Consider the following 21064-nt stretch of genomic DNA (forward strand, 5'->3'; position numbering starts at 1 on the left):
AAGAATATAATAGATATGTTCAACAAATTAAGATATATGTTCGTTTTAGTTTGAATGTGGTAAAATATCTTTACAAAAAATGAATAATATATAAATATCATCTTTTTAAAATGTGTAATTAATAAAAAACAAACGTAACATCTATGAAGTATTCAAAACCCATATTTAAAGAAAAGTACAGCAATTTTATTAATGGAAAATTTGTAGCTCCTGTGGGCGGGGAATATTTTGAAAATACCTCACCTATTGATAAAAGTTTGATAGCTAAATATCCTCGCTCTCAAAAAGAAGATATAGAGTTGGCGCTAGAAGCAGCCAATGCAGCTAAAGAAGTTTGGGGAAATACTTCTGCTACAGAACGATCAATATTATTGAACAAAGTAGCAGATATTATAGAAGAAAATTTAGAAGAATTTGCCTTAGTTGAAACATGTGATAATGGGAAACCTATAAGAGAAACATTAAATGCAGATGTACCTCTATCTGTAGATCACTGGCGCTATTTTGCAGCCTGCATTCGTGCTGAAGAAGGTAGTGCTACAGAGTTGGATGCTAACACCTTATCAATGAATATGAAAGAACCGTTAGGAGTTGTTGGTCAAATTATTCCTTGGAACTTTCCACTTTTAATGTTATCATGGAAATTACCACCAGCTTTGGCTACCGGAAACTGCGTGGTTTTAAAACCAGCAGAACAAACGCCCTCATCGGCAACCTTACTAATGGAAAAAATAGTAGATGTTTTTCCTCCCGGGGTTATTAATGTAGTACATGGGTTTGGACCGGAAGCAGGTAAACCCTTAGCTTCTAGTTCAAAAATAAATAAGGTAGCATTTACCGGAGAAACCACAACAGGTCAATTAATTATGCAATACGCATCAAAAAATCTGAATCCGGTTACCATGGAACTTGGTGGAAAATCACCCAATATATTCTTTAACAGTGTAATGGATGCAGATGATGCTTTTTTAGACAAAGCAATTGAAGGAGCAGTATTATTTGCTTTTAATCAAGGAGAAGTTTGTACATGCCCTTCAAGAATGCTGGTACAAGAAGATATTTATGACCAATTTATGGAACGTGTGGTTGCCAGAACAAAAGCCATCATACAAGATAATCCTTACGATGACACAACCATGGTTGGCGCACAAGCCTCTAATGACCAGTATGAAAAAATACAATCGTATATAAAAATAGGTAAAGAAGAAGGAGCCAAGGTTTTATGTGGAGGCGATGCTAATAAACAAGGTGATTTATCTAAAGGCTTTTTTATTCAACCAACAATTTTAGAAGGTCATAATAAAATGAGAGTTTTCCAAGAAGAGATTTTTGGTCCGGTAGTTTGCGTAACAAAGTTTAAAGATGAAGCAGAAGCTATAGCCCTAGCTAACGATACACTTTATGGATTAGGAGCCGGAGTTTGGACGAGAGACGCCCATCAGTTGTATCAAATACCAAGAGCTATTAAAGCCGGTCGTGTATGGGTAAATTGTTATCACGCATATCCTGCACATGCACCTTTTGGAGGGTATAAGAAATCAGGATTTGGTAGAGAAAATCATTTAATGATGATGGATCATTACAGGCAAACTAAAAACATGTTGATTTCTTATGATAAAGAAAAATTAGGGTTCTTTTAATCAACTAAACATACTAAACACATAGCGGCTGAATCTTTATTCAGTCGCTATAAAATTATATAATGATGGAACGTATTGCAATTACAAAACAAGCGGCTGAAATAGTTGAACAGTTAAAAGAAAAACACGGAGATCTTATTTTTCATCAAAGCGGAGGGTGTTGTGATGGTTCTTCTCCTATGATATTTCCTAAAGATGAGTTATATTTAGATGAAAGTGACATACTGCTGGGTGTTCTAAGAAATGTTCCTTTTTATATGAATAAAGATCAGTATGAATATTGGAAACATACACATTTAACCATTGATATAACCGAGGGTAGAGGCGCCAGTTTTTCATTAGAAATACCCTTAGGAGTACGATTTATTATTCATTCCCGTTTATTATCAGATGCTTAATAAAAAAAACGTACAACAACAGTTGTGTATTTAGACCTTAAAAAAGGTTGTTAGTAGAAAAAAGTATGTTTTATTAATAAAAAGAAAGTAAATTAGTTTCGAAAAATATAAAAGATTGTATCGATGAGTAATTATCATATAAAGAATCTAGAAGAATATTATCAAGTTTATAGAAAATCAGTTAGAAATCCGGATTTATTCTGGGAAGAAGTAGCCGAAGAACATTTTGTTTGGCGAAAACGATGGGATAACATTTTAAGCTACGATTTTTCTAAGCCTGAATTCAAATGGTTTGAAGGAGCAAAGTTAAACATCACTGAAAATTGTATAGACAGGCACCTAGCAATACGAGGAAATAAAACCGCAATATTATTTGAGCCTAATAACCCGCATGAAGAAGCACAGCACATAACCTATAAAGATTTATATAAAAGAGTTAATAAGTTTGCCAATGTGTTAAAAGAAAACGGAATTAAAAAAGGAGATAGAGTTTGTATTTACTTACCTATGATTCCTGAATTAGCAGTTTCATTATTAGCTTGTGCCCGAATTGGGGCTGTGCATTCAGTTGTTTTTGCCGGATTTTCTTCAACAGCTTTAGCAACAAGAATTAACGATTGTGAAGCCAAAATGGTTATTACTTCTGATGGATCTTACAGAGGCGCTAAAACAATTGATTTGAAAGTAATTGTAGATGAAGCCTTAGAAAATTGTAAGTGTGTAGATACTGTTTTAGTAGCCAAAAGAACGCACACTAAAGTGCATATGAAAGATGACAGAGATCAATGGTTACAACCTCTATTAGATAATGCTTCAGATGAATGTGAACCTGAAATAATGGATGCAGAAGCTCCGTTGTTTATTTTATATACCTCAGGATCTACAGGAAGCCCTAAAGGAATGTTGCATACTACAGCAGGTTATATGGTATATACAGCATATACATTTAAAAATGTTTTTAATTACAGAGAAAATGATGTGTATTGGTGCACGGCTGATATTGGATGGATTACCGGGCACAGTTATATTGTATACGGACCTTTAACTAATGGAGCAACCACAGTTATGTTTGAAGGAGTACCAAGCTACCCAGATTTTGGACGTTTTTGGCAAATAGTTGAAAAGCACAAAATAACACAGTTTTATACAGCTCCAACTGCTATTAGAGCATTGGCAAAAGAAAATTTAGAGTATGTAGATGCCTATGATTTATCGTCTATTAAAGTTTTAGGTACGGTAGGAGAACCTATTAATGAAGAGGCATGGCATTGGTATAATGATAATGTAGGGAAAAAGAAAAATCCGATAGTAGATACTTGGTGGCAAACAGAAACAGGTGGAATGATGATTTCTCCCATACCTTATGCAACACCAACCAAACCTACGTATGCTACCTTACCATTACCCGGAGTTCAATTAGCGTTAATGGATGAGCAAGGAAATGAAATACACGGAAATCAAGTAGATGGAAGATTGTGCGTTAAATTCCCATGGCCATCTATGGCAAGAACCATTTGGGGAAATCACCAACGCTATAAAGAAACATATTTTTCTGCATTTGAAAACAAATATTTTACCGGAGATGGTGCTTTACGTGATGAAGTTGGCTATTACCGTATTACCGGTAGAGTTGATGATGTTATTATTGTTTCTGGGCATAATTTAGGAACAGCTCCTATAGAAGACGCAATTAATGAGCATCCGGCTGTAGCAGAAAGCGCTATTGTTGGTTTTCCTCATGATGTTAAAGGAAACGCCTTGTACGGATATGTTATTTTAAAAGAAGCAGGAGAAGGACGTGACCATAATAACTTACGTAAAGAAATCAACCAAATTATAACAGAACACATTGGCCCTATTGCTAAACTGGATAAAATTCAGTTTACTGAAGGACTTCCAAAAACACGCTCAGGAAAAATAATGAGACGTATTTTACGAAAAATTGCCCATAATGAACTGGACAATTTGGGAGATGTTTCTACACTGCTTAACCCGGAAGTAGTTCAAAGTATTATAGATCATAGAATAGCGTAGAAGTTATAGGATACTTCTAAACATCAATTCTTCATAAATATCTTTAGTACCAAAGCCTTCAAAATTTACATGTTTGTTTTTATTGGAGGCTTTTTTAAATAAATTAACTATAAAATTTATGGCTAAAGAGATTTAATTAGACTTTTATTGTTCTTCTATTTCAAAAAAACTAAAAACACTTCCACCATATTTTTTTTGATAACTAAATCTGGGATGATTAGAAACATCGGTATGTTTTGAGTGTTCTATGATAAGTATCCCCTCTTCATTCAATAAGTTTCTTTCAAAAACAAGATCGGCAATTTTTAAAAATTGTTCCTCTTTAAAATCATAAGGAGGATCGGCAAAAATTAAATCTGCTTTTAGAGGCGTTTTTTCTAAAAACTTATATACATCACTTTTGTATGTAGTAATATTAAAATTTAATTCGTTAGCTATTTGGTTAATAAACTTAATACAGCTAAAGTGTGCATCAACCGCATGTACCTCTTCTGTACCTCTTGAAGCAAATTCATAGCTAATATTTCCGGTACCGGCAAAAAGATCAATTACAGAAATAGAATCAAAGTAAAAAACATTGTTTATTATATTGAATAAAGACTCCTTAGCCATATCTGTTGTTGGTCTAACGGGTAAGTTTTTAGGTGCTGTAATTCTTTTACTTTTATATTTTCCGGAAATAATACGCATTATGAAAGAAGTATATAGGTTGAATGATTAGAAAACTCATCATCTTTATTAAAAAAACGAGTAGAACTTTCTATAAAATTAATAGTTCGTATGTATTTATATGTAATCGTATATAAATCTGATTCTTTGTCAATTTTACCAAGAAAAACTAACGGAAACTCTTCAGGATTCATTTGCAATTGTTCTGCCACAAACAAAATATAGTAAATAAAATCCTCTTTAGTTTGATATACAAAAGAGTTATAAAGTATTAGTTCTTTTTTCTGTATAACAATAATATCTAGTTGAGAAATGCCTACATGCACATACATAACAGGCAACTCGTTTGTATGAGTTGTGTTGGCTAAAAGCTTATTAATTAAAACAGTTGCATGATGTTGGTACTCAAATTCTCCAAAATTTTGAAAAATAAAATTATTAATGTTTACGTATGGTATATAAACGTTACTGGCATCAACAGTATTTAAAGTATCATACGTTATAAAATCTGTAGACAACGTTTTTACCGTAAACTTTAAATAAGGTTTTAGGTTGTTTCTATCAAAGTACTCATTAGGTACCAAAGTTGCCAAGTTATTTTGATGTATAGCAAAAACAGTAGAAAAGTCTTGCTGTAAATCTTTATCATTGGCAAAAATGTACATTATTTTTTCTAATAATAACTCAGGAGAAGCAATTGTTTTTTCAAAAGTATATTCAGTAAAAACGAGAATTTCACCCGTATCTGAGTTTTGGATAGAAAAAGAAAATCCATCCAAATTAAATTGGATGGATAGACTTTTATGTTGCGCATTGGCGCTGTGTTTTTTATTCTTCTTTTGCAGATGCATCACCTTTATCATAAAAAGGAGGCCAGTTACCACCTGTTGTAACTTCCGTTAATGAACCAACAGAAATAGAAGATCCTTTTACTTGGTCAGACTCAATAGCTTCTAATTCTTGCTTAACTAAAGAACGAGATAATCCTTTTAATACAGGCTCTTTACTTACTTTAGCTTCAAAAACAGGAACAATTAAACCAGCTACTTTTTCAACTCTTCCGGTTGCTAATTCAAACTGAACATCAGTTCCTGGTACATTGAACATATTTTGGTAATCTTTACCTTCAAAATATTTTTTTACAGGCTCAAAACCAATAGTATCAACTACTTTTTTAGAAACTTTTACTTTAATTCCTCCAACTTTTTCAACTTCTTCTTCTATGTTTTTAGTTTCAGTTAAGGCTAATCTTCCATTGTCAATAAAACTTAATAAAGAATCTTTACTCTTAGTATAAGTACCATAAACTTCATTATACTTAACTTCAGCGTCTCGGATTAATTTTAAATTCTCAATAACTTTAGCGTAACGTACCTTTTTCTCTTTGGCAAATTTGATTGGCTCCATTATGCCTTCATAAATTTTTATAGCTAAGAAGATAGAAGCAGCTAATAACAAAATAGATACTAACCATCTCATTTTTAGAGGCACAAACTTAACAATAACTACTGCTAATAGAACCGCAACAACTACCGCTGCTAAAATCATTAATAATAAATTCATTTTTCTAATTTTTAATATATGATACTCGCAAATCTACAATTTTTTTTTAATGATGAAAATTTTTAACTACAAATACATTTATCTTTGAAAATTATTTGATTTTATGATAGCATCGGCCCACAAATTTTATACAGAAATACTACAAAAATTCCCTTACAAACCTACCTATAAACAAAATGAGCTACTTAACGAATTAACTAATTTTATTTTTGATGAAAATAACAAGGCATTATTTGTTTTAAAAGGGTATGCGGGTACCGGAAAAACAACCACAATAAGCACTGTAGTTAATAATTTATGGAGAGCAGGAAAAAAAGCAGTATTATTGGCCCCAACTGGTAGAGCCGCTAAAGTAATATCAGGGTACTCAGGTAAACAAGCTTTTACAATACATAAAAAAATATACTTTCCTAAAAAGCAAAGTAACGGAGGCGTTAGTTTTGTAATGCAACCTAATAAACATGTAGATACCGTTTTTATTGTAGATGAAGCGTCAATGATTTCTGATGAAAAACAGAATGCCAAGCTATTTGAAAATGGCTCCTTATTAGACGATTTAATGTCTTACGTGTACGCCGGCAAAAACTGTAAAATAATCTTTATAGGTGATACGGCACAGTTACCTCCGGTAAAACTAACGATTAGTCCGGCTTTAGAAGCAGAACGATTATCGTTTGAATTTAACAAAGATGTTACAGAAGTAGAATTAGATGAAGTAGTACGTCAGCAAGAAGATTCCGGTATTCTGTACAATGCTACCGATTTGCGTTTACTTATACAAAATGATGCTGTAGATTTTAAATTTGATGTAAACTTTCCGGATGTTATTCGTTTGCAAGACGGATATGATATTCAGGATGCAATTAATGAAGCGTATGACGGTGATATAGGAGTGGAGGATACAGCTATTATTGTACGATCAAACAAAAGAGCGAATCAATACAACCAACAAATACGAACTAAAATTCGTGGACAAGAAAGTGAAATATCTACCGGAGATTATGTCATGGTAGTTAAAAACAATTACTATTGGTTAAAAGATTCATCTTCTGCCGGATTTATAGCCAATGGTGATATTTGTGAAGTTTTACGTATTTATCATATAAAGGAGTTATACGGATTTAAATTTGCCGAAGTAGAAATACGAATGATTGATTATCCGGATATGAAACCTTTCGATACAGTATTGTTACTGGATACGTTAATGAGTGAAAGTCCCTCATTAAGTTATGAAGATTCAAACCGATTATATGAAGCAGTTAAAGAAGACTTTGCGCATGAAAAATCGAAGTACAAACAATTTATGGGTGTTAAAAACAATACATATTTTAATGCCTTGCAGGTAAAGTTTTCGTACGCTATGACCTGTCATAAATCACAAGGGGGACAATGGAAAACGGTATTTATAGAACAACCCTATTTACCGGATGGTCCTAGTGTAGAGTATCTACGTTGGTTATATACAGCAATAACCAGGGCTCAGGAAAAATTATATTTAATAGGATTTCAAGATGAATATTTTATTTAGTCAACTATACGTAAGGTATTCTTAAAAGGAAATTGTTTTAAAAATTTTGAAGTGAGTATTAGAAGTATTTAAATCTCACTTAGTGAGTAAAAAATGTTAGCATTTTGTTAATTAGTATAAAAAAAGCCGACAAAAGCATACATTTGTTAAGCAATCAAAACCCTAAGAATGAACAAAAAAGTAATCGTTTTTCTTTCATTTTTATTGATAACTACATCAATAACAGCGCAAAAGCCACAAAAGTTAACATCTAATCAGATTTACGAGAAAATTCAAAAGCTAAATTTTTTAGGATCAGCTTTATACATAGCTGCACACCCTGATGATGAAAATACACGCTTAATAGCGTATTTAGCAAACCATGAAAAAGCAAGAACCGCCTATTTGTCGTTAACCAGAGGAGACGGAGGTCAAAACTTAATAGGCCCGGAAATACGAGAGCTATTAGGAGTAATTCGTACACAAGAGTTGTTAGCAGCCAGAGGTGTTGACGGAGGTGAGCAACGTTTTTCAAGAGCAAATGATTTCGGGTACTCTAAACACCCTGATGAAACCCTAAAAATTTGGGATAAAAATAAAGTGCTGGCAGACGTTGTTTGGGCCATAAGAACTTTTAAGCCTGATGTAATTATCAACCGTTTTAACCACAGAACACCCGGAACTACGCATGGTCATCACACATCTTCTGCCATGTTAAGTGTTGAAGCGTTTGATTTAGCAGGAGATAAAAATCAATATCCGGAACAATTAAAATATACAGAAACTTGGCAACCTAACCGATTATTTTTTAATACTTCTTGGTGGTTTTACGGAAGTCAGGAAAACTTTGCTAAGGCAGATAAAAGTAACATGGTAAGCTTTGATATAGGAGTGTACTACCCGTTAAAAGGAGTTTCTAATAACGAGTTAGCCTCTATAGCCAGTAGCCAACACTTATGTCAAGGATTTGGACGTTTAACTAACAGAGGAAGTGAAAAAGAATATGTAGAGTTTTTAAAAGGAGAATTTCCTAAAGATAAAAAAGATATTTTTTCAGGAATCAACACCACTTGGAATCGTATTAAAGGCGGAGGAGAAGTAGGAGAAATATTATATGAAGTTGAAGATAAATTTAACTTTGTTAACCCATCAAAACATATACCTGATTTATTAAAAGCTTATCAAAAAATTCAAGAGTTAGAAGATACACACTGGAAAGCAGTTAAAACAAAAGAAATAAAAGAGATTATTTTAGCTTGTGCCGGATTGTATTTAGAAGCATCGGCAATAAGTTCAAGTACAACACCTAATAGTGAAGTAACGGTTAATATTGAAGCTTTAAACAGAAGCAATATGTCTATGGAATTGACCTCTATAAAAGTGGAACCGGGAGGGAAAAATATAGTTAAAGAGTTAGATTTAGCTTCAAATAAAAAACAAACATTTAAAGAAACTATACCTGTAGGAAACGTTGAATACTCAGCCCCTTACTGGTTAAAAATGCCGTGGAGTTTAGGTATGTATCAAGTACCAAACCAAGAAGAAAGAGGTAACCCGGAAAGTAAACGACCTGTACAAATAGCTTATACCGTAACTATTGAAAACTATCCTATAACTTTTACTAAACCTGTGGTGTACAGATATTCAAAAGGAGATAAAGGTGAAATATATGAGCCTTTTGAGGTATTACCACAAGTAACTACAAAACTTCAGGACAAAGTACTAATTTTTGCTAATGACGAAGCTAGAAAAGTAACGGTTGAAATAAGAGCAGGAGCCAACAATACAAAAGGAGAAGTAGCCTTACAAATTCCTAATGGATGGAAAGTGAGTCCGGAGAAAAAGATGTTTACCATAGAGCAAAAAGGAGATGTACAAGTGGTTAATTTTATGGTAACCCCTCCTCATAAAGAATCTGAAGGTTCTATAAAAGCAGTGGCAACGGTTAATGGTAAGAATTACGATAAAGAGTTGGTAGAGATTACCTATTCACATATACCTAAACAATCAGTATTACTACCGTCACAAGCAAAAGTAGTACGTTTAAACATTAAAAAAGAAGGATCTCATATAGGATATATTCAAGGCTCAGGTGATGCCGTACCGGAAAGTTTACGTCAAATAGGGTATACGGTTACTGAAATACTTCCGGCAGATATTAACGATAAAAACTTAGCTCAGTTTGATGCTGTGGTGATAGGAATACGAGCGTATAACACGCAAAAAGAACTTCAGTTTAAACAAAAGTATATATTAGACTATGTAAAAAACGGAGGAAACGTAGTAGTGCAGTATAATACTAATAGAGGAGTAGATGTAAAAGCACCGTATGATTTAAAATTATCTAGAGACAGAGTAACGGATGAGTATGCAAAAGTAACATTACTAGCTAAAGAGCATGAAATTTTAAACTATCCTAATAAAATTACCCAGGCAGATTTTGACGGCTGGGTGCAAGAACGAGGATTGTATTTTCCTGACTCTTGGGCTTCGGAATTTACGCCTATACTATCTATGAATGATAAAGGGGAAACTCCAAAAGAAGGTAGTTTGTTAGTAGCTAAATACGGAAAAGGAAACTATATATATACAGGATTAAGCTTTTTTAGGGAATTACCGGCAGGAGTTCCGGGAGCTTATAAATTATTTACCAACCTGTTATCCCTTAAAAATAACGTACAATAAACGTATAAAAAATAAAAATCAATTGTCAGTGTAGTTAACTCTAACTGGCAATTGATTTTTTATTTCTAATTTAATCAATTAGCAAGTATCAGTATAATTTCAATTGTTAACTTCCTAATTCCTAATTCCTAATTCTTAATTCCTAATTCCTAATTCCCAATTCCTAGATTACTAATCCCTGTTTCCTCCCCCTAAAATTATCCTTTAAATAAATTAATAGATACGGTTGCTAATTCTGAATCCGGAAACTTTTTAAAAGCGTGCGTATCAGGAAATAACCCTATCGCTTCCATAGCTTTCATATATTCATCTAATTCAATAATATATTGATCAGAATATCCATGGGTAGCATCATAGGCGGTGGCAGCAGTTTTACCTAAATGATTAGCTACCAATTCAGGGTTAGAAGTATGAAGCTCTATTAACAGTAATCCAAATTTTTCTATATAAGGTTTCCACTTTGTAAAGTGTTGTTTTAAAGACTCTATAACCAAATTATTGTTCAAACGGTTACCTCTGTAAGCATAGGCTCCGGTAGATTTTGTAATGGTTAAATTAGGAGTAGGCTGTGGTTCTTCCCATATACGGTTATGATCTAAAAATGTACGAACGTTTAACAAGTCAGAAAGGTTAATACCATACTTTTCTTGTAAATCTTCCGATAATGCTTGCGGGTTCCCAATATCTCCCCAAATTACTTTAGCCCAAATATCTGCCTGAACTAAATTTTTACGAGTAATTTGTAAAGCAGCCTCATTATAATCTACTCCGATAAGAAATAAAGGATATTCCTCTAAAACCTTACCTCGGTTGGTTTGGTTTTCTATAACGGTAAATAAATGTTTTAAAAAGGCACCGTTACCACATCCAACATCTAAAATACCTTTAGGCTGTTCCTGTATAGGTTTGTTAAACAGATTAATAATAATTTCATCAATAACTCTAAAATAAGCAGTATGAGCACCACCGCTGCCCCAAACATTCATTTCCCTGTCTACATGAATTTCTTCATTACCAATTCCTGAAGTTCTAAACATATCAGGATTTCCAAAAATGAGCTTATCTAGTTTGCGTAAAGTAGGAATATAAGAAACAGTAACCCCATAAGCACTGGCTCTTCGGGCAAAAAACAACCCTTTATCAGTAAACTCATAAGAGTCATTAGTTTTAGAAAACCAACCTAAATGGGTTAACATATCTAATAAACGCCCAAAATTTTCAGGGTCTTTATGAAACTCTTCAGCCTTAAACTTTGTCTGCATAAAATACTTATGAAACATACCACTCATTCCTAAAAGAACAACAGTAGGGCCTACTATAATACCTTCAATATGAAATTTAATCTGAGAAAGTATTTCCTTTTCCTTAGCAGCATCAGGCTCGGCAATATTAAAGTTGTGGGTAAATAAATGGTACACCTGTTCTAATTGGCTAAAAGGTTCGGTTTCAAATAATCTGGGACTGTAATGTTCAGAAAGTTGTAATAGTGAAAAGGCTTCTTTATATACATAAAAATATTGAAAAGCCATGGCAGAAACATCATTTGTATAAAAAGTAACTGTATTAGTAGTATTATCAACTTGCTGAGTTAACCAACCTTGTGAACATAGTGTTCTGAGAGCCACGTTTAAATATCCGTCGTTAGCTTTAAATTTAGCACTGATCTCTGTTAAAGTAGCCGATTTTTGTTCTAACAGATAGTCGGTAATTCCTTTATTGAAAAGTACAAAAGTGGCAGGGCAGGTAACAATACCATCTAAATGGCGAAACAGCTGACTTCTGAGCTGTGATTTATCTTGTTTGGCTAACATACAGAACTATTTTTTGTTTTAAATATAAGTAATTGGGATTTAAAAAGAAAGTAGAAGTATCTGATTGTCACTTCGAGTGAAATTACACGAAACGTGTGGAGTTTAATTTAGTATCGAGAAGTATATGAGTAGTGATTAGTTTTCGATAGTTCTTTTGAGCATTGGTTCTCGATACAATTTTTATCTCGTTATTACTCAATAAAAATCACTCGAACTGACAGGGTTTTGTTGTTTGTCACTTCGAGAGAAATTATACGAAACAGAGTGGAGTATAATTTAGTATCGAGGAGTGTTTGAATAGTGATTAGTTCTCGATACAATTTTTATTTCATTACCATTCAACAAAAATCACTCGAACTGACAGACGTTAAATGAACTTCTTTTTGGCTAAATTAGGTAATGCTTCATAGTCGTTATTTATTAGAGCTTCCTTTTTAATTTTAGACCATTTTTTTATCTGTTTTTCTTTATCAATAGCAATATTTATATCGGTAAACTCACAATAAAAAACTAGGTTAACCGGTCTTCTAAAATAGGTGTAACTTCCTTTTTTAAGTCCATTAGTATGCTCAAAAATTCTTTTTTCTAAATTAGAAGATACTCCTGTGTAGTATGTGTTATCTGCACATTTTAAAATATATACATAGTACTTTTTCATAATGTACTAATATACTTTTTTTATTTATATGTCACGTCGAGTGAAATTATACGAAACAGAGTGGAGTATAATTTAGTATCGAGAAGTGTTTGAATAGTGATTGGTTCTCGATACAATTTTTATTTCGTTATCACTCAACAAAAATCACTCGAACTGACAGGGTTTTGTTATTTGTCACTTCGAGTGAAATTATACGAAACAGAGTGGAGTATGATTTAGTATCGAGAAGTGTTTGAATAGTGATTGGTTCTCGATACAATTTTTATTTTGTTATCACTCCATAAAAATCACTCGAACTGACAGGGTTTTGTTATTTGTCACGTCGAGTGAAATTATACGAAATGGAGTGTAGTATGATTTAGTATCGAGAAGTGTTTGAGTAGTAATTAGTTCTCGATACAATTTTTATTTCGTTATCACTCAACAAAAATCACTCGAACTGACAAGGTTTTGTTGTTTGTCACTTCGAGTGAAATTATACGAAATGGAGTGTAGTATAATTTAGTATCGAGAAGTGTTTGAGTAGTGATTAGTTCTCGATACAATTTTTATTTTGTTATCACTCAACAAAAATCACTCGAACTGACAAGGTTTTGTTATATGTCACTTCGAGTGAAATTATACGAAACAGAGTGGAGTATGATTTAGTATCGAGAAGTGTTTGAGTAGTGATTAGTTCTCGATACAATTTTTATTTTGTTATCATTCAACAAAAATCACTCGAACTGACAAGGTTTTGTTGTTTGTCACGTCGAGTGAAATTATACGAAACAGAGTGTAGTATAATTTAGTATCGAGAAGTGTTTGAATAGTGATTGGTTCTCGATACAATTTTTATTTTGTTATCACTCCATAAAAATCACTCGAACTGACAGGGTTTTGTTATATGTCACTTCGAGTGAAATTATACGAAACAGAGTGGAGTATAATTTAGTATAGAGAAGTGTTTGAATAGTGATTAGTTCTCGATACAATTTTTATTTCATTACCATTCAACAAAAATCACTCGAACTGACAAGGTTTTGTTATATGTCACTTCGAGTGAAATTATACGAAACAGAGTGGAGTATAATTTAGTATAGAGAAGTGTTTGAATAGTGATTAGTTCTCGATACAATTTTTATTTCGTTATCACTCAACAAAAATCACTCGAACTGACAGGGTTTTGTTAATACTTCCAATCTACATGTCTAAAAGGTAGTTTATTTAGTTCTTCTCTGTAAAACGACCATTTAGGCATAAAATCATTCATATAACTAACGAATCTATCATTATGATTTCTCTCTAATAAATGCACTAGTTCATGAACAATAATAAACTCAATACATTCTAAAGGTTTTTTTGCCAATTCTAAATTCAGCCATATCCTTTTTGCCGAGGTATTGCAAGTGCCCCATTTGGTTTTCATTTTTTTTATGCCAAAATCGTTAGCTTGAACCCCAATCACCTTTTCCCATTTAACAATTAGCTTAGGTAGCATTAATTTAAGTTGATTGCGATACCATTCATCTATAATTAAAGCTCTTTTTTCAAGAGAAGTATTTGGCCTTATATGTAATTCTATAGTTTTATGTTTTAGTATAACTTTAGGTGTTGCATTTTCTTCAATTACTTTTAATAAATAGCGTTTGCCTAAGAAATAATGACTTTCTTTGGTTAGATATTCTCTTGCTGTTTCTCTGGGTTGATTATGAAAACTTTCTTGTTGCTTTTTAATCCATTTTAATTTTTGCAACGCAAATACCCTAACCGTGTCTAAATCCATTCTGCTCGGGGCAGCAATGCGTACTACACCATTTGGTGGATAGACACTCAAATGAATGTTTTTAACATTCTTTAGTTCTACATCAATAATTATATTGCCTAATTCTATTTGTGGCATTAGTATTCTTTTTGCTCTCTTACTATGTTAAAAATGTGTTCCACCTTATTTTCTAAACCATTAGGTTCAGGTGGTTCATTGGCAACATTAATTCCCGTATCCAGTTCATAAGAAATTAACTGTCTGTGTATTTCTGCTTTAATTTCTCTTTCTTTAGGTAAATTACCTCTCCAATCGTCTCTTTTAATGGTCTTAACCGCTGAATCTATAATGATAGCTAATTTTTCATCGTTCCCCACATTATTATACAATGCTCGTTGTGCAGGTGTTTTTAAAATGTCTGGAGTGGCATCGTTTTTACCTTCTTGAACAGCTCTAACTATTTCAGCTATTCGTTCTAAATATTCTTCATATTCAATGGCTTTTGCTTTACGCTCCTTGATGAGTTCATCTAACAGTTTAGACATTTCTTCAAAAAAGGCTGCATCCGTTAAAGATTCTTTAATTATTTTTTTTCTTACGTTGTTTTCAATGGTTTCTGCTATAGCACTTTTATTTTTTTTGATACCGTTTGACATAGAATTAATTCCATCTGCAATACCCGATTTGACAATAATATCTAATAAAGACATACCTTCAAAAGGCGAAATAGTTTCGGGTTCATCGGCTTGAATGTAGGTGTCAATTAAGTGACGCATATCGGCTTCATATTCTTTAAAGTCTAGTTTTTCACCACTTGCTTGTTTTATATCTTCTCTTAAATTCAAATAGAAATCAACCTCTTTTTTAATGTCATTTTGCTCTTTTTCAGTATAACCCCCTTCCTCCATGTCGTCCAAAATATTGGCATGTGCTCTAATTAAAGAAACAATCTTTTTATACAACATATTCCTTTGCGGTTCAGTAGCTTTTAAGTCTTCTTCGATTTCTGTATTTCCACAAAAATAATGCTGATATTCTAAAGATGTTTTAGGTTGTGCAACGGGTTCACATAATATGTGCAACTCTTCTAAAGCGTTATCCAATCTTTCTTTTCCGGCCTTTAAACGGTCTTTTAGTAAGATGTCTATGTCTTTGGCTTCAAACTCATCATAATCTAACTCTGAGGTATAAACGGCTACTGCATTTTTTACTTTGGTAAACAAATCTTTATAATCTACAATGTAGCCAAATTCCTTGTCATCTGTGTCTAAACGGTTTACCCTACAAATGGCTTGAAACAAACCGTGGTCTTGCATGCTCTTGTCAATGTATAAATAGGTACAACTAGGAGCATCAAACCCCGTTAATAATTTAGAAACTACAATTAACAATTTCATGTTTGCAGGTTCGTCACTAAACTTGGCTTTTGCCCAATCTTCGTATTGTTCCGTAGTTTTAGTGCCTAAAATACTTTTGTACAAGTTGTACATAAATTGCTTTTCGGTTTCTGTACCTGCTCCTGTATCTTCTGTAGTCACATCGCTTGTTGTAGGACTGTAGGAAGTTATTATAGCAAATTTATCTCGTAATTCTGAATTGGTGTTTTTAAATAACTCATAATAACGGCAAGCTTCATAAATGGAACTCGCTACTAAAATAGCATTTCCTCTGTTGCCACTAAGACGGGGTTGTTTTTTAAAATCATAAATAATATCGCTTATTATCTTTTCCATTCTAGAACGACTGCTTAATACTTTTTGCATCGTTCCCCATTTCTTCTTAAGTTCCGATTTTTGAAAGTCATTTAAATCTCTAGTAGCAATATCAAAATACTCGTCTATTCGTTTGGGAGAAGAAATGCGTTGGTCTATATCACGGGCTTCATAAACTAAGTCTAAAATAACCCCATCTTCCACACCTTCATTGTATTTATAGGTATGAATATATTTCCCAAAAACCTCCAAACTGGTTTGTTTATCTTCTTTAAGTAAGGGAGTTCCTGTAAAGCCTATAAATACTGCATTAGGCAAAAGTGCTTTCATGGTTCTGTGCAAACGACCACTTTGGGTGCGGTGACACTCATCTACAAAAACAAAGATTTCCCCTACGGCTTTAGAAGGCTCGTTTTCTAAATCTTTGATAAATTGATTAAAATTTGTCACATTCTTTTTACCAAACTTGTGTATTAACGAACACAACAAGCGTGGAGTAGGCGTGCTCAATTTGTGTATTAAATCTTTACCACTTCGAGTGCGGTAAATGGGTTCTTCAGCATCTTTAAAAACACTTTCTATTTGTTTATCCAGTTCGTCACGGTCGGTTAAAATAGCCACTCTTGCATTGGGGTTGTTTTCTAATATCCATTTGGCAAGATACACCATGGTAATACTTTTACCACTGCCTTGGGTGTGCCAAATGATGCCTCCTTCATAGCGATTGACATGTTTTTGTGCTTCTTTGATACCAAAATATTGATGTACTCTTGGTAGTTTCTTAATCCCACCATCAAATACAATGAAATCATGAATAAATTCTAAAAAACGGTCTTTGCGACACATTTTAAGCAAGTATTTATCAGAAAGTAACCTACTGTTGTCTTCAATATCTTCTTTCCATTTGAGATACTTTTTTTGCGGTGTACCTACAGTGCCATATACCAAGCCTTGGGTATCATTTGCTGAGAAAATAAATTGTACTGTAGCAAAGAACTGTTGAATAAAACCTTCTTGTTGGTTCACATTGCTTTGTCTGGTAGCTTCTTCTAGAGGTACCGTACTTCTTTTTAATTCTAAAACACCCAGCGCAATACCGTTTACATACATAACAATATCGGGGCGTTTGGTTTTATTGCCTTTAATGGTTACTTCTTCTGCAAAGGCAAAATCATTGGTGTCCCAATTTTTCCAATCGATAAAATGGACTTTTTCTGTGTTTTTGCCTATTTCAGTTTTTATATCAGCCCCATAACGCAACAGTTTGTACACGTTTTTGTTGGTAGTATATAAACTATCATTAAAATTAACAGCCGTTGTTTTTAATTCGTATATAGCTTTGGTAATTTGAATCGCTGTATAGCCTTTTTTTTCTAAATAGGCAGTAAGTAGTCCTTCTTCAATATTGCTATTGTTTTCTCGCTCTTCCCAATTGCCGAGATAGGTATAGTGCAATTCTTCTTGGAACAATTGTACAATTCGGTTTTGTGTAACGCGTTCTAAACTGCCTATGTTAGTCATGTTAATTATTTTTTACTGGTAATTCAATACCAATTTTGAAAAATCTATTATATTCTTTTTCTTCCTCCAAGTTGAAATTATTTCCAATGAAATCTTTTCTACTGGCAATTTGATTGGAGTAGATGACAAGGCAATCTATAGTCTTGTCTTTTTCTATTTCTAAAAACTCATATACTTTTTTCAATCTTGCATACCCGCTAACTTGTCTTATGTCTTCTGTACTTATTGTTCCATGTTCATATTGTGGTTTATATTTAGCATCTACAACCATTTTCGTTTTACCGTCATTTGTTTTTATAATAAAATCGGGTTCAAGATAATTGAATATTTTGTGATAAGTAACTTCTTTATGATGTGTAAAACGTTCTTTAAGTTTTGAAAATACATACAATTCAAACAGTTTACTCATATCTATCCAAAAAGGAGGAGTTTGTATAACCGAAGCGTTGGTATTTGAGATATTGTAACCGTATCGTTTTAATATATGTTTAGCAAATTTTAGAGCCTGTTCGTATTCTTTATAAAGCTTATTAGGTTTACTATTTTTTAATTCTTCAGTAGTTACGTTACTATCAACATTTATAAATGCAGGTTGTATATAGTTAACTAAGCCATTTAATGAAGAAATTTCAATTCCTTTTATATTTTGCATGGCAGTAATTGAAAATAATAATGCTTTTTTCAAAACTTTATTTTCTATACTGTTTATACCATATTCTGTATATTGACAATACGTAAAAGGCATTTTATTATTAAAATGATTTCTCTTGATGGTTTCATGAACTAAAATTTTACCCTTCACTTTAGCATTTAGATTTCTAGAGACAACATAATACGATTTTTTTAATCCTTTCTGAACTATCTTTTTTAAAATGTTAAGGTATTGAATGAGTAGTAAAGGAGTTAGTAAATCTTGATTTTGCTCAATAGAAATACTAGGTTTTTCAAAATTAATTTCACAAAGTTGATCTAGATGATTATAGTTTTCCGGTTCTTTTAAAACATCAAAAAGCATTTTTACATAATTAACTTCCGATGCATCATCATCTAATTTTGGTTTAACATATATAGGCAATTCGTTTTCTACAATCCAATCAACACCAACAAAATAAGAAGTTTCGAATCGATATGGAATAGTATCATTTGCGTTGTGGAGAATAGTATAACAATAGGCTACATTTTTACCACGTTGTATTGTTTTACTATAAGATTTATTTTTTAAAGTATCGGCAAAGCGCTCAATAGTATCTATTGATTTAGGATTTTTATAGCCATATTGTTCGCTTAAGATTATCATGTTTATAAAGCGTTAATTATTGCTGTTGCACTTTGTTTAAGTATGCCATCTTTTATATACTCTTTTAAAATGGGAATAATTTCATATTTTTTTCTTAAAGAAAAATCTTCTTTTCCTTTTATAAAATAACTATGCCCTAACCAAACATCTTCAGGTCTAAATTCTTCCGATAAATGTTCTGAGAGTTTTAATGGTACAGTATTGTCTTTTACATATTCGTCAAAGTTTTCAACAAAAAGAGTAGAAACTTGTTTGAATAATTCTAGTTCAAATGCATCTCCTTCTAAAATTTTTGGTAAAACATCTATAAAAGCAAACCTTCTGCGAATGGCATAATCAATGTGCCCAATACTTCGGTCAGATGTATTCATTGTGCCTATGATGTAAAGATTAGATGGTAAAATTAATGTATTGCCTTCTTCTAGTGTTGCATACATACTTTCTACTTTCTCACCTCGATATTCTAAGGCATAAATTAATTCACCCAAAACGACAGGCAAATTAGCACGATTAATTTCATCTATTATTAAAATATAAGGTTTGGTTGAGTTTATTGATTTTGGAGGTATATAATCTTTCAATTTATATTTGTTAGCACTATCTTTTAAATAGTTAAGAACAATTTTATTATAGGTTTCATATTTTAAGTCCGTTTTACCAACTTTATAAAGTTCGTAAGTCTTTTCATAGGTGGCAACGGGCGACTTAAATCTAATATTGCCCTGAGTATTTATATCTACTTCAACATCACTACTTCCTATTTTAGTAACGATTCCGTTGTTTATATCTTCTACTAAGGCAAACCAAGCTTTATCAAAATCATCATTACCACCTTGTAAATTACTTTCGTTAGCTTTTTTAGCAAATTCTCCTAAAATTTTATTTACTGTTTTGTATTCAGGAGTACTACCCGTATCAGTACTTACTACAATACCACGCACAAAGTCTTCATAAGAATATGCAGGATGAAACTGTATAATTTTAAATTGCTCAGAATTTTCAAGAGCAAGTTTCTGTTTTTCTTTATCGTTACTTATTTCGTTAAAAATAAGTTGTTCTGCTATATCTTTAGCTTTACGCGTTTTTCCAGTGCCAGGAGGTCCTTGTAAAATAATTTGTTTCTTATGTATTAATAAGTCATTCAGTTCCATAGTGGTAAATATATGTTGTATTGAGGCTATATTTTTGTATAAATTATCTATGAAGGCACGGCTAGTATTTTCTGCTTCTTTAGCTAGTGAAGAGCGTTCTCTAACGGTATTTTTATTGCCGTCCCACCTAAATACCAATCTAGAAAAAAAGCGTTTGTGAACTTTTGCCCCTTTTTTATTAATAATTTCTTGAATTAGTAAAATAATATCGTGCCAGTGGTTATTGTTTTCAAGGTTATGGTGGTATTGGTTTGTTTTACCTTCAGCAGTAATGAGTTGAATATACCCTGTTTTATTATTGTTTGCTATACTTTTTAAAAGTTCTTTAAAGGCGGTATCACTCTCTTCAGCCATTTCATCTATTATGGTTTTTTCCAATTCGGCTTCGCCTCTTCCTTTTGGCCAGTCGTGTTTTTCATAATCTAACCAAAAAACATTTTCTCCAAAATAAGTAATAATGTTTTGAGGATTCTTAACTTCCTCTTGGTGTAAAATATGTTTATAGTATAGCTTTTTTGTTGTATAAGATTGTTCTTTGTAGATGTAGGTTACCTTAACTACTTTATAATGCTGCGCTTTTTCTTCTTCTGTGGTTACTTCTTGTTCTACCACTTTTATTGTTTTAAAAAAATGAATACATTTCAACAATTCTTTTTTTTCCATTTCTTATTTCT

The 21064-nt window shown here is 32.5% G+C and carries 14 protein-coding genes; 5 read left to right on the top strand and 9 right to left on the bottom strand.

The window, feature by feature from the left end; all coding sequences use genetic code 11:
- The first annotated feature begins 143 nt into the window (after positions 1–143).
- From ACQY1Q_RS02405 to acs, 3 genes are all read left to right on the top strand, one after another.
- Positions 144–1640 carry an aldehyde dehydrogenase family protein gene (locus tag ACQY1Q_RS02405; protein WP_431003688.1) on the top strand — a complete coding sequence of 499 codons (1497 nt, stop codon included), beginning with the start codon at positions 144–146 and terminating at the stop codon, positions 1638–1640.
- 65 nt (positions 1641–1705) lie between these two features.
- Entirely contained in the window at positions 1706–2038 is a 333-nt protein-coding gene (locus tag ACQY1Q_RS02410) for a DUF779 domain-containing protein (protein WP_431003716.1), read from the top strand.
- Positions 2039–2161: 123 nt separating this feature from the next.
- Positions 2162–4072, top strand: coding sequence for an acetate--CoA ligase (gene acs, locus ACQY1Q_RS02415; protein ID WP_431003689.1), 1911 nt, complete (start codon positions 2162–2164; stop codon positions 4070–4072).
- Positions 4073–4216: 144 nt separating this feature from the next.
- Here the strand turns inward: acs and ACQY1Q_RS02420 are convergent, their stop codons facing one another.
- From ACQY1Q_RS02420 to ACQY1Q_RS02430, 3 genes are read right to left on the bottom strand one after another with little or no spacing between them, the layout of a single operon-like run.
- Positions 4217–4762 carry an RsmD family RNA methyltransferase gene (locus ACQY1Q_RS02420; RefSeq protein WP_431003690.1) on the bottom strand — a complete coding sequence of 182 codons (546 nt, stop codon included), beginning with the start codon at positions 4760–4762 and terminating at the stop codon, positions 4217–4219.
- Positions 4762–5592, bottom strand: coding sequence for a DUF3822 family protein (locus ACQY1Q_RS02425; protein WP_431003691.1), 831 nt, complete (start codon positions 5590–5592; stop codon positions 4762–4764). The genes ACQY1Q_RS02420 and ACQY1Q_RS02425 overlap by 1 nt, the downstream gene beginning before the upstream one ends.
- A complete protein-coding gene (locus tag ACQY1Q_RS02430) occupies positions 5570–6304 on the bottom strand; it encodes a hypothetical protein (protein WP_431003692.1) in 735 nt (244 codons plus the stop codon). Before ACQY1Q_RS02430 ends, ACQY1Q_RS02425 begins: the two co-directional genes overlap by 23 nt.
- 103 nt (positions 6305–6407) lie before the next feature.
- Between ACQY1Q_RS02430 and ACQY1Q_RS02435 the strand changes: the two genes are divergently transcribed.
- Together ACQY1Q_RS02435 and ACQY1Q_RS02440 are read left to right on the top strand one after the other, a co-directional pair.
- Positions 6408–7832: an ATP-dependent DNA helicase gene (locus ACQY1Q_RS02435; protein ID WP_431003693.1), complete on the top strand. Its 1425-nt coding sequence runs from the start codon at positions 6408–6410 to the stop codon at positions 7830–7832.
- A gap of 168 nt (positions 7833–8000) precedes the next feature.
- Positions 8001–10496: a PIG-L family deacetylase gene (locus tag ACQY1Q_RS02440; protein WP_431003694.1), complete on the top strand. Its 2496-nt coding sequence runs from the start codon at positions 8001–8003 to the stop codon at positions 10494–10496.
- A gap of 197 nt (positions 10497–10693) precedes the next feature.
- Here ACQY1Q_RS02440 and ACQY1Q_RS02445 read toward each other — a convergent pair whose 3' ends face one another.
- The 6 genes from ACQY1Q_RS02445 to ACQY1Q_RS02470 all read right to left on the bottom strand — a co-directional run bounded on the left by ACQY1Q_RS02445 (position 10694) and on the right by ACQY1Q_RS02470 (position 21053).
- The gene (locus tag ACQY1Q_RS02445) at positions 10694–12307 is read right to left on the bottom strand and encodes a class I SAM-dependent methyltransferase (RefSeq protein WP_431003695.1); all 1614 of its coding nucleotides are present in this window, start codon (positions 12305–12307) and stop codon (positions 10694–10696) included.
- A gap of 367 nt (positions 12308–12674) precedes the next feature.
- Entirely contained in the window at positions 12675–12965 is a 291-nt protein-coding gene (locus ACQY1Q_RS02450; RefSeq protein WP_431003696.1) for a GIY-YIG nuclease family protein, read from the bottom strand.
- Positions 12966–14133: 1168 nt separating this feature from the next.
- Complete coding sequence (locus ACQY1Q_RS02455) at positions 14134–14847, bottom strand: M48 family metallopeptidase (RefSeq protein WP_431003697.1); 714 nt, start codon at positions 14845–14847, stop codon at positions 14134–14136.
- Positions 14847–17942 (bottom strand): type I restriction endonuclease subunit R, encoded by a 3096-nt coding sequence (locus ACQY1Q_RS02460; protein ID WP_431003698.1) that lies wholly within the window; start codon positions 17940–17942, stop codon positions 14847–14849. Before ACQY1Q_RS02460 ends, ACQY1Q_RS02455 begins: the two co-directional genes overlap by 1 nt.
- Before the next feature lies 1 nt (position 17943).
- The gene (locus ACQY1Q_RS02465) at positions 17944–19239 is read right to left on the bottom strand and encodes a 5-methylcytosine restriction system specificity protein McrC (RefSeq protein WP_431003699.1); all 1296 of its coding nucleotides are present in this window, start codon (positions 19237–19239) and stop codon (positions 17944–17946) included.
- Positions 19240–19241: 2 nt separating this feature from the next.
- Positions 19242–21053 carry an McrB family protein gene (locus ACQY1Q_RS02470; protein ID WP_431003700.1) on the bottom strand — a complete coding sequence of 604 codons (1812 nt, stop codon included), beginning with the start codon at positions 21051–21053 and terminating at the stop codon, positions 19242–19244.
- Positions 21054–21064 lie beyond the last annotated feature (11 nt).

It is taken from the genome of Tenacibaculum sp. TC6 (genome assembly GCF_050606265.1).
GTDB lineage: Bacteria > Bacteroidota > Bacteroidia > Flavobacteriales > Flavobacteriaceae > Polaribacter.

Excerpts from the sequence above, each read along its gene's own strand:
- ACQY1Q_RS02440 (WP_431003694.1), top strand. The coding sequence starts at position 8,001 with ATGAACAAAAAAGTAATCGTTTTTCTTTCATTTTTATTGATAACTACA.
- ACQY1Q_RS02455 (WP_431003697.1), bottom strand. The coding sequence starts at position 14,847 with ATGCCACAAATAGAATTAGGCAATATAATTATTGATGTAGAACTAAAG.
- ACQY1Q_RS02405 (WP_431003688.1), top strand. The coding sequence starts at position 144 with ATGAAGTATTCAAAACCCATATTTAAAGAAAAGTACAGCAATTTTATT.
- ACQY1Q_RS02450 (WP_431003696.1), bottom strand. The coding sequence starts at position 12,965 with ATGAAAAAGTACTATGTATATATTTTAAAATGTGCAGATAACACATAC.
- ACQY1Q_RS02425 (WP_431003691.1), bottom strand. The coding sequence starts at position 5,592 with ATGCATCTGCAAAAGAAGAATAAAAAACACAGCGCCAATGCGCAACAT.
- acs (WP_431003689.1), top strand. The coding sequence starts at position 2,162 with ATGAGTAATTATCATATAAAGAATCTAGAAGAATATTATCAAGTTTAT.
- ACQY1Q_RS02435 (WP_431003693.1), top strand. The coding sequence starts at position 6,408 with ATGATAGCATCGGCCCACAAATTTTATACAGAAATACTACAAAAATTC.
- ACQY1Q_RS02420 (WP_431003690.1), bottom strand. The coding sequence starts at position 4,762 with ATGCGTATTATTTCCGGAAAATATAAAAGTAAAAGAATTACAGCACCT.
- ACQY1Q_RS02460 (WP_431003698.1), bottom strand. The coding sequence starts at position 17,942 with ATGACTAACATAGGCAGTTTAGAACGCGTTACACAAAACCGAATTGTA.
- ACQY1Q_RS02445 (WP_431003695.1), bottom strand. The coding sequence starts at position 12,307 with ATGTTAGCCAAACAAGATAAATCACAGCTCAGAAGTCAGCTGTTTCGC.
- ACQY1Q_RS02410 (WP_431003716.1), top strand. The coding sequence starts at position 1,706 with ATGGAACGTATTGCAATTACAAAACAAGCGGCTGAAATAGTTGAACAG.
- ACQY1Q_RS02465 (WP_431003699.1), bottom strand. The coding sequence starts at position 19,239 with ATGATAATCTTAAGCGAACAATATGGCTATAAAAATCCTAAATCAATA.
- ACQY1Q_RS02470 (WP_431003700.1), bottom strand. The coding sequence starts at position 21,053 with ATGGAAAAAAAAGAATTGTTGAAATGTATTCATTTTTTTAAAACAATA.
- ACQY1Q_RS02430 (WP_431003692.1), bottom strand. The coding sequence starts at position 6,304 with ATGAATTTATTATTAATGATTTTAGCAGCGGTAGTTGTTGCGGTTCTA.